The sequence below is a fragment of the Paenibacillus sp. N3.4 genome, from assembly GCF_008017805.1.
Classification (GTDB): domain Bacteria; phylum Bacillota; class Bacilli; order Paenibacillales; family NBRC-103111; genus Paenibacillus_E.
Genome location: NZ_VRTT01000008.1, coordinates 89136 through 104017, shown reverse-complemented (window position 1 = coordinate 104017; position 14882 = coordinate 89136). Strand labels below are relative to the sequence as shown.

The window sequence follows — 14882 nt, the reverse complement described above, 5'->3', positions numbered from 1 at the left end:
CAAGTTGAAACAATTACAACGCTTCAACCTCATGTTATCTTTGATTTTAATGTTCAGCTTACTAGGTACTGCAACGGCAGGCGCAACGTCAAATGGTGACATTGGTGGGATCATTAGAACAGACATTTCACCTGATGACACTGTGAATCATAATCATGGTTCATCCATGGTCGAGCTTCATGATGGTACTTTGCTTGCGGTTTGGTTTAGCGGGGATGGCGAACGAGACGGCAACGTGACAAAGCTTGTAGGAGCACGCTCGAAGGACGGTGGTAATACTTGGACTCCGCCATTTACCGTTTACGATACATTGGATTTCCCCGATAATAATCCGGTCATTTATGTGGATAGTCAATACCGGCTGTGGCTGTTCTATAACGTGATTTACAATGGCCAATGGGTATCTGCACAACCTAAATTTATGTATGCCGATCTTGGAACCTATGAATACGATGCTAGAAGCGGAGGCAATCCGAAGTGGCATTTCCCACAGCCTATTTTTATGAATGTCGGGGACGGAATGGTAGGTAAAGGTACTTACTCTGGCGGGATATGGAAGTACGGTGTTAAGGGAGCCGAAATTAAGTACGTGACGCCATCGAGTGTTACTGCTAGCACCTACCTCGATTCTTCAAAATACGTAGAAGTAACGTCATGGTTTAACCCAACAGACAAACGTTATGTGACCGACAGTTTTGTTGTGAGCATGAAACGCAAATATGAGCAGTTTATTCAATATTTGGAGACAGACAAGCCTTATGACGATGTGTATAACGGAAGAACGCAAACCATTATTGATTCGCTGCAAAACGGTATTTATACTGTAACCGGTGCTACCTATTCGAAGTATGAGCCGCCAATTATTAAAAATTCTATTGAACGCGCTTCCGGTGCTGACAATGACTCGAATACATGGAATCCGATGTACCGGAGGCTTGGCTGGCAAACGAAAAACAAACCTATAGAGATTCAATACAACAACAAGACGAGATTGATTCTGCCTTTGTATTCCGATTCTCTGGCGGCTTCCATCTGCGTATACACGGATGATCATGGGGCTACCTGGAAAATGAGTGACCCGATCGTCGGTGCGGGCACGATTCAAGGCTCATTAATCCAGTTGACGAATGGTAACATTCGCGCATATTTCAGAAGCGGCAAATTGGATGGGAAAAATGGACGACTCGCATGGCATACAACGTACTCGGAATCTTCGGACGGCGGGCAAACTTGGAGTGTAAACAAGGTTGATCCGTATTTGAAAAATGATGGCGGTTTTGAGATATCCAAGCTTCCGAATGGCGATTGGCTTGCTGCGACCAACCAAGAAACAAAGCGTGGTGTAATAGATTCGCTACAAAGTGGTCATAGAAGGTCGTTTAGCTTGCTTCTGTCTAAAGACGAAGGGCTGACTTGGAAGTCGTTTATGATTATGAATGATCCTACATTTGCCAAAGAAACCTATGAATATCCGTCGGTTATTGTTGATCGGAATGGCAATGCTTTGATGAACTATTCGCATTTTATTGCAAGTGGCAGTTCGACAAACAAAAAAATGGGCTTTGTAAAAGTCGGTTCGTCTGACATTCAGCCTCTTTTTGACTCGGTCATTTCAGCTACTTACGGCAGTAATATGCCTGTGCCTGTAATCAATAATATGCCTGGGCTTTCCTTGTCGAAGAGTGATACGACACAATTGAGCTTTACTTTAAAAGTGGCCGGAAATACTCAAACGGATGGCAACCTCTATTGGAGCTCCGATAATGCCTCGGTTGCTACAATCGACAACACCACGGGGGTTATTTCTGCGATTAAAGCGGGTACAGCTCTGATTACGGTTGTAAGTCAGAAATACGGAACGATTTACAAATGTTTGGTCACTGTTACAGATGGCGTTTAACCATTACAAACAAGCGATTGCAAAGGAGTAATGAAGATGAAGAAAAGAAATAAGCTCTTGCTGACGCTAGCTGTGTGTTGTTCACTAACGATTTCGAGTATTCCGGCTTATGCGGCCAATTCAGGGATATTAAATGTCTCGGATACGGTTACGAGCATTTTCGATCCGGTTAAGGATAATGGAGATACTGGCGATCATACGCATGGCTCCAGCATTGTGGAATTACCCAACGGAGAGTTGATGTGCGTCTGGTTCCAAGGAAACGGAGAGCGTGACGGCACGACCACTCGAATTATGGGTGCAAGGTCAACGGATGGAGGTAAAACGTGGAAGACACCATTTGTCCTGGAAGATTCCCCGGATATAGCCGACATTAATCCGGTCGTCTATGTGGATTCCGGCGATAGACTTTGGTTATTCTGGTACCCTGTGTTGGCCGGCAGATGGTCTACTTCACAGCCTAGATATGCTTACGCCGAAAAGGGAAGTTATGAGTACGATCGAATCGGGAACAATAATCCGAACTGGACGTTTTCCGAGAACATCGGCATAAAGATTGGTAAAAATATTGGTGGTGTAGTCGATCCTGACAGCAAAGACGATTACATCAGCCAAGATTTTAATAACCCAGCACGTGCACCGCTGAACAGTGAAGGCTTTGTAAATACATTGAAAGCCAAGCTTGCGGAACAAAAAGTATATGCTTTCAAACCGATTGATCAAGGCGGAGCAGGCGTCAGCAGTAAAATTCACGGCGCTGAATTCGACGGATTGGTCAGCCAGGTCATGCAATTGTCAGGTGGTGACCCGACTAAATATCTTTTTACTCCGACAGTGGCCGATTCAATTTTTAATGCTCGATCAGGCTATCCCTTAGCGCGTCGTCTCGGCTGGCAAACAAAAGATAAGCCGTTTGCGGTTCAGCTCGGCGGAGGCAAGGTGCGATTGCTGCTGCCACTGTATTCCGACACGCTGGAAACCAGTATCATGGCTTTCACGGAGTACGATCCATCCAAGCGGCTTGAAGACAATTCCATCCGTTGGGAAATGAGCGAGCCGTTAGTCGGGATTGCGAACGTTCAACCATCGATGGCGCAAAGAAAAGACGGAACCATCGTAGCCTATATGCGCGACAATGGCAGCAGACCTTATCGCGTCTTATCTTCTGAGTCCAAAGACGGCGGACTCACTTGGAGCATTGCCAAAGACGTTCCCGAATTGCAAGATCCGGGAGTAGGACATGACCTGCTTCAGCTTAAGAATGGCGATTGGGCGTTTGCGCATGTAGACACGGAATCCAATCGGAACACCTTGGCAGTGGCTATTTCTGATAATGAAGGAAAAACACGGAAGTACAGAAGGCATCTTGTCGTAGATACAAGAGCCAACGTGGGCAGTTATCACTATCCAGCCATTTCAGAAGCAAAGAATGGCGATATTCTAGTCAGCTTCAGCCGGTTCTATTCAGCAGACGACAAGAATGCTTCGAACCAGTCGATGGCCAACTACAAGCATATTGTGTTTTCGAGGCTGACGGAGGATTGGGTCAAGCAAGGTGATTCGACTAAAGTGGTACGCGAATATGAAGTCATTGACCGTGAAATTGCTGTCCCTGCGTCGTTCAATATCGCTACAGCATCTGATAGTGCGATCAAAGCTCTGTTTCCGTCTACTATTAAGGCATATTTGACTTATCAGCAAGGCGCAAACAACGCGACGCTGCCTTCTGTTGACTTGCCTGTAAATTGGGATGTATCAACAATTAAATCCAATTTTCAGCTTAATACTCTTCTTATCAACAAGATCAGAGGCAGCATTGATGAGACCAGACTTCCAGCTGACATAACAACTGCCATGCTTCCTGCTTTTAATCCGCCCCTGCTCGTGTATCTTTATAATGATCCAGCAGCGATTGCCGCCACTAAAGTAGAGCTAGATTCAAAAAGTTTGACTTTAGCACCAGGCCAGTCTTCCTTGTTAAAGGCTACCGTATCACCAAGCAACACTAGCAATAAAACGGTGATCTGGAGTACAAGTAACGAGAGTATTGCAAAAGTAAATAACGGTCAAGTAACCGGCGTTAGTACAGGAAGTGCGATCATCACTGCAACAACACTTGATGGCGGCTTTGTGGCGACAGCTTCAGTAGAAGTCAAATCCTCCGGAAGCAGCGAGACTTCTACGATTGTAATTCCGGATAATAACCCGGCTGGGACGACTAAGCCTGATCAGCAACCTGCAACGACACCGAAGCAAGGAGAAAACCCAGTCTTTGTGGACGTAACCGACAATTATTTATGGGCTCGGAATGCTATCAATAAGCTTGCAGGCATGGGGGTTATACAAGGAACTTCCGATCATACTTTCTCACCTGAGAAAAATATTTCACGAGCCGATATTATGACGATGATCGTTCGAGCACTGAATCTGAAATCAACCTTTGACTCCAACTTTGAGGATGTTACTAAGGACGACTACTACTATGAGACGATTGGGGTCGCCAAGGCGCTAGGGATCGTAAACGGCATGGATGGAAACAAGTTTAGTCCGACTGAGGAGATCAGCAGACAAGATTTGATGGTACTTGTTTACAGAGCATTAAAATCGCAGGGTAAATTACAAGCTGTAGGAACGGTAGACGATTTGAAATCATTCGAAGATATGTCGAATATCTCCGACTATGCTGTCGACAGCGTAGCAGCGCTTGTTAAAGCAGGAATCATTGAGGGTAGTGATAATATGATCAATCCGAAGGGAAAAGCAACAAGAGCGGAAGTTGCAATGATCGTGTACCGTATTTTGAACCAACTGAAATAGGCACGAACGTAGCTACTAAGTAAGATGAGTTAGATGCACCCCCACCACCTGTAAAGCTTCGGCTGGGTTGGTGGAGGTTTGCTTTTCCGTCTCCTATAAGTCCTTCTAGGGACATTTACGAATTAATTGCTACCTAAAGCCGCAATGGCTTTGGGTTTTTCTTGATTTGTCCATAGAAGGGGTCACAGTTCATTATCTACTTTTGGGACAGCCACTTTAATTTTCTTATCGTCAGTATGACTTTTTGCATCATAGCGGAGAAATGAATCAAGGCCCCAATTGCGGAAAAACGGTTCTTTAAACGCCAATTTGGATATTCAAATGCTCAAAAATGGTGTGCTATGATCCTCGTGTAAGGCAATCCAATTACATGGGAGGATTTATTCGATGAAATCAAAAAAGGGGATTATGGCAGTAACTGGTTCATTACTAGTGCTATCAAGTGTGCTTAGCGGTTGTGGAAGCAGTTCAACGACTTCAACGAATAATTCGGCGACTCCGGCAACGACTGCTGGTGCGGCAAGCACGCCGGTGTCGGCCCAACCACTATCGCTGACTTGGATGAGGTACGAACACGCTTCGCAGGCTATCGTGGCAAATTCAAAAGCCGTCCAGGAAATTTCAAAGCGTAAAAATGTAAAACTAAATCTTCAAAGTGTCCCTCAAAGCAACTACGATGATAAAAAGAAAACGTTGATCGCAACGAATACCCTTCCTGATGTCATGCTTGTCAAACAGGATGATATTCAGAACTTTGCCGACACGGGAGCATTCCTTGATTTGACTCCCTATTTGGACAAAATGCCAAATCTGAAGAAAGTCATTTCCCAGCAGCCAGAGATAAACAAAAACAAAATTGACGGTAAGCTTTATGGCTTCCCTCTTGTAGCAAATTGGCAGGGTGTTGGCGGCCAACTTTCGATGATACGTATGGATGTGCTTGATAAGCTAGGTTTGAAAAAGCCGACTACTTATGATGAATTGTATCAAGTGATGAAGAAAATGAAAGAAGCGAATCCAGATTCATATCCTTTTACTGCTCGTGCTGCAAATGGACTTACAGGAACAGAAAATCTAATCAATCCAATTTCATTCGCATTTGGAAGCGGCTACACGACATTTAACGGAACGAAAGTATACTACGAACCGAAAGATAAACAATACAAATTCGGTCCGGCTATGCCAGAGTTTAAAACTGCTATCACATGGTTGAATAAACTCTACAAAGAAAAGCTTCTTGATCCGGATTATGCTACGGCTACATCGCAAATTTGGCAAGAAAAGCTAAACTCAGGTAAATCCTTCTATTTCCAAGATAATAATGGTTTCGCTAGCACGTTTAATATTAATCTACAGAAGAAGGATCCCAATGCTAAGTTTGATATGTTGGATACAATGACATCGCCGAGCGGTGCAAAGCGTAACCTTATCTATGCACTTGGCCACTTGTCGGAATCGTACGTAATCAATGCGAAAGTAAAGAGTCCTGAACAAGTTGTTCAATTCATGGACTGGTTCTACTCCCAAGAAGGAATTGAGGTTACAAACTTCGGTAATAAAAGCGAAGATTTCACTGGAGAAAATGGTGATTACAAATTGACTGAGGCTGTTGTCAATAAGTATAAGGACAGACAGCCAAGCGCAGTTTATGCGCTGCAATCTGAGTATGGCACGGGCTACCTGGGACTTGCTCTGGATAATGACGATCATGCTGGATTACCTTTTAACTCCAAGGAATGGGTAGAATGGAACACGAAAGCATCTAAAGCTTTGGCTGCAGGCGAAAATGTTCAATTCGTTAACGACCCTCCATTTACAAAAGAAGAGCGTGAGAAGCTGAAACAAATCCGTACACAGCTTGACGCTTACCTGACTCAAAACATGGATAAATTTATTGTGACAGACGGTGCACTGGGTGATTGGGATAACTTCGTTAAACAACTCAAAGCAAAAGGTTCAGATGATATCGTCAAAATCTACAACGATGCCTTAGCCCGCGTGAAGTAAAGGTCAAGGTTCATGCAGTGAGAGGGCAGGTTGCTAAGTCATACCGGGCAGCCTGTCCCTTTATTTTCAGGAAAGGAGTGGAGATATTTGACATCAGTTGTTGAGATTAAAAAAAATATCCGCAAGAGCATGCCACTGTATCTAATGTTTCTATTACCGTTTGCCTATTTTGTTATTTTTCACTATGCACCTATGGTTGGGAATTTGATGGCATTTGAAGATTATTCGATCGTCAAGGGTTTCTTCTATAGCCCGTGGGCAGGGACGAAGTATTTTCGCCAATTTCTGACGGATCCGTATTTTTGGCAAGTGGTTCGCAATACAGTGCTCATTAACCTGTATTCACTCATTTTTTATTTTCCATCTTCTCTCGTGTTCGCTTTATTGCTAAACGAGCTGCAATTAAAAATTTTTAAAAAGTTTATTCAAAGCGTCACGTATGTTCCGCACTTTCTGTCTACCGTTGTAGTCGTAGGTATGCTGGTTAACTTTCTCTCCATCGATGGTCTCATTAATGAAGTGATTAAGCTTTTTGGCGGAGAAACGAAAACATTCATGTCCATGCCGCAGTGGTTCCGAACCATTTATGTCGGCTCTGAAATCTGGCAAGGTATTGGTTGGAACTCCATTATTTATTTGGCGGCATTGACCTCAATCGACCCACAACTGTATGAGGCGGCGACGATGGATGGGGCAAATCGATGGCGCAAATTGCTTCATATTACACTGCCTGGGATTTCAACCGTCGTCACGATCATGCTGCTTTTGACTGTAGGTAAAATGCTTTCGGTCGGATTTGAGAAAATTTTATTATTGTACAGTGGTCCTACTTATGAAACCGCAGATGTTATCCAAACATTTGTTTATCGTCGAGGGTTGATTGACAGCGACTTTAGCTTCGCTGCGGCTGTAGGTATTTTCCAATCTTTACTGGCCTTTGCGCTCGTTATATCAGCGAATCAAATTGCCAAAAAAATAAATGGATCAAGATTGTTCTAGCGGAGGGGATTGAGATGCGAGGTCGTAACTTTTCTTATTTCGATACGATTAACATAATTTTTATGCTGGCTATGATCTTTATTACCCTGTATCCGCTTTATTATATGGGAATCATATCGATTAGCTCCGGGTCATCGGTTAGCAGCGGTGAAGTGTTTTGGCGACCTATAGATATTAATTTTAAAGCATATAGTGTTATTTTTAATGATCCTGCCATTGTGCGCTCCTACGGAAACACCTTTTTTTATACGGCCGCCGGTGTGCTGATTAATCTGGCGATGACAGCTCTTTGCGCATATCCTTTGTCTCGTAAGCATATGTATGGGCGCTCATTTTTTGCTTTGTTTGTTGTGTTCACCATGTTCTTCGACGGTGGTCTCATCCCGCGTTATATGGTGGTTCATGCGTTAGGAATGGTCAATACGATTTGGGCAATATTAATTCCGACTGCGATCAATGTTTTCAATATGATCCTTATGAGAACATTTTTTGAAGATATTCCTGAAGCACTTCACGAGTCTGCGATCATGGACGGCGCAGGAGAATTTCGAGTTTTCACAAAAATTGTACTGCCACTTTCATTGCCTGTCATGGCCACAATGTTTCTCTTTTACGCGGTGGCTCATTGGAACAGCTTCTTTCCTGCACTCATTTACTTAAATGAGAAGAATTTGTACCCGATGCAAATCATTTTGCGTAATATCGTCATTTCGGGAGATATGGCTACACAATCCGCACAGCTTGGCGCAGCAGAAGCGGGGCTGGCCGTCATGACGGAAAATATTAAATATGCATGTGTCTTCGTTGCCATCTTGCCCGTGCTTGTCATTTACCCGTTTGTACAAAAATATTTTGTGCAAGGAGCCATGTTGGGATCTGTAAAAGGTTAGAGGTTTCAAATTATCATAATGAGTGAAGGGGGATAACATGACTGTTGAAACGAAGCTTCATTTAATCGGAAATGCTCATTTGGATCCGGTTTGGTTATGGCGCTGGCAGGAGGGGTATGCGGAGATCAAAGCGACTTTTCGTTCTGCTTTGGATCGATTGAATGAGTTCCCTGACTTTGTATTTACATGTGCTTGCGCGGCTTATTACAAATGGGTTGAAGAGAATGCTCCCGAGATGTTTGCAGAAATTAAGCAGCGTGTTGCCGAGGGACGCTGGGTCATTACAGGCGGTTGGTGGATACAACCGGATTGCAATTTGCCCTCAGGCGAATCATTTGCTAGGCATAGCTTATATGGACAACGGTATTTTATGGAGAAATTCGGTGTAATGGCGCAGGTGGGCTACAATGTAGATTCTTTCGGTCACCACGGCATGATGCCACAGTTGTTGAAGCAAAGCGGAATGGACTACTACGTATTCATGCGCCCTGGGGCACATGAGAAAACATTGCCACACGATTTGTTCTGGTGGGAATCAGAAGATGGCAGCCGTGTTATGACATTTAGGCTTGCCGGCAGTTATGGCAATTGGGCCAGCATTGGAATGGAAGACAAGATAATAAGCCATAGAAATATGGCAGTTGCAAGCAGTCATGCCTTCATGTCTTTTTATGGCGTCGGTAATCATGGGGGGGGGCCGACAATTGAGAACCTCAAGCTTATCCATGAGATCCAACAGCGACCTGGACTGGACGACATTCAGTTGAGCTCTCCTAATCAATATTTTTCAGAAATGATGAAGATCGTTCCGGATATTCCTGTCATCAAGGATGAAATGCAGATGCATGCAGTCGGTTGTTACTCAACGCACTCGGAATCAAAGGCCACTAACCGCCGAGTGGAGCACCGGATGCTGACTGCCGAGAAATTTTCTACGCTTGCCAATTTGACGCTTAATTTGCCATATCCGTCAGAAGCACTTTATCGAGCTTGGGAAAATGTCATGTTCAATCATTTTCACGATATTATGGGCGGCTGCAGTATAAAAGAAGCCTACGCTGATGTTCAAGAATTTTACGGTGAAGCGTTAAGCATAGGAGCAAAAGCGATAAACGCTGCTCTTCAAAAGATTTCATGGTCGATTAATACGATGAAACCAGGTGTAAAATCATTAAACAAGGAAATGGACTGGCAGCTTTGGGAGCAAGATAATCTCGGTTCACCTCTTGTCGTCTTTAACCCGTTATCATGGGAAGTGGAGGCGCCTATTGGAATTAACAAGCAGCTTGCAGGAGTGGCCGATGCAGCAGGGAGGGCCCTACCGATTCAAACCATCAGGGCATCCCGGACAAATACCAGTGATAAATGGGATACTTTAATCACAGGTCGAATTCCGGCTTTTGGCTATCAGGTGTATTGGGTATACCGCGATAAACCATGCGATCCGATGGAGCCGAAAGGGGCCGCTCAGGCTGAGGGTTGCTTGTTAGAGAATAATAAGCTATTCGTTGAGCTCGATCCGGATACAGGATATATCAGACATGTCATTGACAAGCTTAATGGCTTTAGAGAAGTACTGGCCGGAGACGGAGCGGTGCCAATCGTCTTGGATGAGAGCCACAGCGATACATGGGGACACGGTCTGACACAGTATCGCGATGAATGGGGATGCTTTTGTAACGCAGAGTTGAAAGTGCTTGAAACAGGGCCTCTGCGAGCGACGATTAGGGTAATTAGTCATTTCGGAAATTCTGTCCTTCGTCAGGATATAAGCTTATTACATGACAGTTCCGACTTGCATGTAAAGGTAAGGCTTGATTGGAGAGAACAGCATAAGATGCTTAAGCTTGCCTTTCCTGTAAATGTCGAGCAGCCTCGTGCAGTGTTTGAAATTCCGTACGGCTTCATTGAACGTCCGGCCAATGGAAACGAAGTGCCTGGACAAATGTGGGTGAATGTATCGGGTAATGAACCTGGTACTACAGCTGAGGGAATTGAACCGTCAGTAGTGTTCGGACTTTCTCTGATCAACGATACAAAATACGCTTACGATGTTCTAGACAATGAATTAAGGATGACCGTAGTGCGAAGTCCGATTTATGCTGATCATTTTGGCGAACGTGATGAACAATCGGAATATATGGATCAGGGCGTACAGGAGTTTGTTTACATACTCTCTCCTCATGCAGGATCGTGGCAGGATAGCGGAGTTGTACATAAGGCATATGAATTGCAAACTCCGCTGCAGCAGGTATGGGAAACTTACCACGAAGGCAATTTACCGCAAGTTTCCGAGGGAATTGTGATTTCTTCCGAAAATGTTGTAGCTGTGGCATTTAAACCAGCTGAAGACGGGAACGGCTGGATTCTACGCTGTAATGAGACTTACGGAAGAGAAGTGGAGACAGATCTATTCATTCCAGTTTTAAAACGCAGTTGGCGAAGTACCTTTGGCAAGTGTGAAATTAAAACTTTTTTTATTCCTGCAATACAGCATGAGCCCATCAAGGAAGTGAATTTTTTGGAAATGATAAAAATCAAAGAGAGAGAGATGCCAAATGAAGATTAATAACCCTAACGGCGTATGGCCAACCATGATTACCTTATACAAGGAGTCTGGAGAAATTGATTTTGATGCGATGGGACGTATGGTTGAATGGTTTATTCAAAACAAGGTTGACGGATTATTTGCTGTATGCCAGTCTAGTGAAATGTTCTTCTTGAGCTTGGGAGAGCGTGTGAAGCTTGCAGCTTTTGTCGTGGAGAAGGCATCGGGAAGGGTTCCCGTCATAGCATCGGGGCACATTTCAGACTCGCTTGAAGACCAGGCTCAAGAATTGACTGCGATGTCAGAAACAGGAGTTGAAGCAGTTATCTTGATTTCGAACCGATTGGCAGGAGTGAATGAGTCCGATGACGTGTGGAAGGCTAACGCTCAGAAGCTAATGGAACAGTTGCCGGATCATATTGCGTTTGGTATCTATGAATGTCCATTTCCATATAAGCGTCTATTAACACCATCGGTATTGAAATGGTGTGCGGATACCGGAAGATTTTTCTTCTTAAAGGATACCTCTTGCGATGTGGAGATGATCAAAGAAAAGCTGGAAGCGATTAAAGGAACTTCATTAAAGCTTTATAATGCCAATACAGCTACCCTTTTGGAAACATTGAAGCTGGGAGTTGACGGTTACAGTGGAGTTATGGCCAACTTTCATCCAGACCTATATGCATGGCTTCTGCATAATTGGGAGAAGCAGCCTGAAGAAGCGCAGCGTTTGAGTGATTTACTGAGTGTAGCTTCATTTATTGAGAGGCAGTTGTATCCGATAAACGCTAAATATTATCAGATGAAGGAAGGAATCAGTTCGAATTATCGCTCGCGTGCGAGAAATCATGACGAGTTTACAGCCACGAATAAAATGGAAGTCGATCAGCTATACCGTCTTTCCAAGGAGTTATCCAAACAATTCCCAGTTGCTGCGACTATGAATTAACAGAGGAATGAGGAATATCCATGCTCCGTATGAGCTGAAAACGTTCCACATTCTTTTGGCCTAGTATATCAATTCAGTAAAAATCGAAAGAACTTGGCTATTCCTATAAACTGCTTGCTTCTAAAAAACTAAGGCCACATAGAATCGCTCTACGTAGTAGGCGATTTTATGTGGCCTTAGTTCGTGCTTGTCGGTTAACTGATCCATTGCAGTGATGCTTTAACAATGTTATAGAAAACATTAATTTATAGTGGGAGGATTTCATATAGAATGATTCGAATAATACATAGATAAATTAATGTTACAAAGTTCCTCATCCAATAAATTATTTGGTATTTATGGTGAATAGAGGTTATAAATTAATTTGAAGGTAAAGTTGTTACATCGTATCATAAATGGGGGGAGTAAACTTGAATTGGAAGCATCTGAAGCAATCGTTGAATAAAAACAGGCTATTCTTTAAGATTATGCTTTATTTCATATCCTTGTTGATTCCAATTGTCATTATAGGAATTATCGTTTATTTTAACGCAGATCAGTTAATTAAGAAGGATGCCTCTGAGAAGCTCACTGATAATCTGATTGCATCTTCCAAAACAATTGATATTTATTTAGGTATGGCACAGGCAACCAATAACAGCTTGCTCCTTAGTGAAACAATTCAACAATATTTAAGACCATATCCGTTACTTACGGATGAAGAGAAAATTAAAATGCCATCGATTGTGAAATCAATTGCGGGTAATCGCAATCCAATCAGCCATTTTGTAGATAATATCTTTATGTTTGTGGATGACCAACGCGTTTATTTAAGTGATGGTATCGTTGACTTTGACATTTTCTTTGACAAATTCTATAAAATTGATGGCTATAATAAAGATTTCTGGCGTCAACGATTACACCAAAGCAGCTTATTCGAATTACTGAACCCTACAAGAGTGGTCAACGCTAATATGAATTCTTACCGAGAGGTTATCCCGAGTATTACGACACAATATTTGAACGGGCATTTGGCAACTATGGTGACAACAATATCCATCCCTACGATCGTGGCTACGTTGCAAAATAACTCGATCTTCTCGGCTACCAAATATGTTGTGCTGGATAAAAATAATCAGATCATTTTACAAAGCAGCGGGTTAGATGAGAAAGCGAAGGAGGAAATCGTTGCTGGATTTTCTTTGGAGAAGCGAAGTAACGGGGCGATTGAGATTGGTCAAGAGCAGAACTGGATAGTTCAAACCACTTCCGAATATGGGTGGAAGTATTTTTCTATTACACCTGTGAACTCCTTTAATCAGGAGTCTTTAAGTATTTTTAATTTGATTATCTGGATATGCATCAGCTTAATCATCATTGGCGTAGCATTTTCTTTCATTTTTAGTTTTCGATTATATAATCCGATCAAAAATATAAGAGATATTTTACAAAACACTGAAAAAGTGGATGAATGGAACAATGATACAAACCACAGCGGAGAACTTCAAAGGATCGGAAATAGCGTCAATCAATTGATACAGCAGCATAGGGATGACAATATTAAAATCAACACATTTTCTGACGAAATTCTCGAGCAGTTTTTCACGAATTTAATTAAAGGATATCGAGGGGCACAGCCTTATGCCGTTAACCAAATACTAAATGAAATTGATTTTCACACAGGTAGCTATTTATGCTGCTGCTTCATGTTTCAGTTTAGGGATAGATTTTATCATGACATTTTGGAAGCAGACCGATTATTGATTTTTGAAAAGATGAAGAAAGTACTTTGGGGAATTATGAAGAAGTATGTGAATTGTTATTTGACGGAATATGAGCCTTATTTATATGTTTGCATGGTAAATTTAAAAAGTGAGGAAGACCGAGGGCAATTAGACCAGGCTTTAGAAATGATTAAACTGACCTTTGCCTATGACATGATTTATTGCGAATTAATTATTGGTTTAGGAAAAAAATACGATAAAATTGATGAATATTCGAAATCTTATAGTGATGCTATTACTGCCATAGATAAGCGGACGGACTCATCCAAGATGGTTATTTTAGATGCGACTCATTTTGTTATCGATCAGAATTACTATTATTCATTTCTAGATGAGAACAAAATAGTAAATGCTTTGAAATCAGGTGACATGGGTGGGTTGAAGGTAGAGCTTGAAGGAATCATTGGCTTGAATAAAGCAAGGGGGGTCTCTTATCACTTTCTCGGGGCTTTGCTTGTGGAGTTCTTTAATACGGGTAATCGCTATATTACGGAAAAGCGACTTAGTGTTTATGATTTTCTTGATGCTAGTGAACATGCTTTTTTGAGTCAAAAGGAGCTCTTACCAAGTGAGTTTGATGGAAGGTTGAAACTGATCTTTGAATTTTACGATAAAATTATCACAAAGACGTTATATAAGCCTGAAAGCAAATCGGGTGCGGTTGTATCATTCATAACCGATTATATTGAGAAACATTATGAAAAGGATTTATATCTCGAGGTGATTGCAAACGAAATAGGACTGTCCGCCAAGTATGTGTCAAGAATGTTTAAAGAGTCGACCGGGACGAATATTTCGGACTATATCAGTCTTATTCGGATTGCAAAAGCGAGAGAATTGTTAGCGCATACAGATTTGAAAATTAGTGAAATCGCAGATCAGATTGGCATATTCAGCCGTACAACCTTTCTACGTCTGTTCAAAAAGTATGAAGGCATTTCGCCGAATGAATATCGTAGTAGCCATGGAATTAAGCAGAAATAGGCTGTAAGTAGACTATTGAAACAAG

The 14882-nt window shown here is 42.5% G+C and carries 8 protein-coding genes; all 8 read left to right on the top strand.

Features of this window, described 5'->3' with window-relative positions; translation table 11 throughout:
• The first annotated feature begins 4 nt into the window (after positions 1–4).
• The 8 genes from FU659_RS06595 (at position 5) to FU659_RS06560 (ending at position 14857) form a co-directional block, all read left to right on the top strand.
• On the top strand, positions 5–1900 hold the full coding sequence (locus FU659_RS06595) for an exo-alpha-sialidase (RefSeq protein WP_187273951.1): 1896 nt from the start codon (positions 5–7) through the stop codon (positions 1898–1900).
• 36 nt (positions 1901–1936) lie between these two features.
• Positions 1937–4717, top strand: a complete 2781-nt coding sequence (locus FU659_RS06590; protein WP_187273950.1) for an exo-alpha-sialidase — start codon at positions 1937–1939, stop codon at positions 4715–4717.
• Positions 4718–5104: 387 nt separating this feature from the next.
• Complete coding sequence (locus FU659_RS06585) at positions 5105–6724, top strand: extracellular solute-binding protein (protein WP_147946819.1); 1620 nt, start codon at positions 5105–5107, stop codon at positions 6722–6724.
• A gap of 87 nt (positions 6725–6811) precedes the next feature.
• The gene (locus FU659_RS06580; protein WP_261807653.1) at positions 6812–7723 is read left to right on the top strand and encodes an ABC transporter permease; all 912 of its coding nucleotides are present in this window, start codon (positions 6812–6814) and stop codon (positions 7721–7723) included.
• A gap of 14 nt (positions 7724–7737) precedes the next feature.
• Positions 7738–8613, top strand: a complete 876-nt coding sequence (locus FU659_RS06575; RefSeq protein WP_147946818.1) for a carbohydrate ABC transporter permease — start codon at positions 7738–7740, stop codon at positions 8611–8613.
• Positions 8614–8650: 37 nt separating this feature from the next.
• Positions 8651–11182, top strand: coding sequence for an alpha-mannosidase (locus FU659_RS06570; protein ID WP_147946817.1), 2532 nt, complete (start codon positions 8651–8653; stop codon positions 11180–11182).
• Positions 11172–12110 carry a dihydrodipicolinate synthase family protein gene (locus FU659_RS06565; protein ID WP_147946816.1) on the top strand — a complete coding sequence of 313 codons (939 nt, stop codon included), beginning with the start codon at positions 11172–11174 and terminating at the stop codon, positions 12108–12110. Before FU659_RS06570 ends, FU659_RS06565 begins: the two co-directional genes overlap by 11 nt.
• Positions 12111–12598: 488 nt before the next feature.
• Positions 12599–14857 carry a helix-turn-helix transcriptional regulator gene (locus FU659_RS06560; RefSeq protein ID WP_222708491.1) on the top strand — a complete coding sequence of 753 codons (2259 nt, stop codon included), beginning with the start codon at positions 12599–12601 and terminating at the stop codon, positions 14855–14857.
• The last annotated feature ends 25 nt before the right edge of the window (positions 14858–14882 follow it).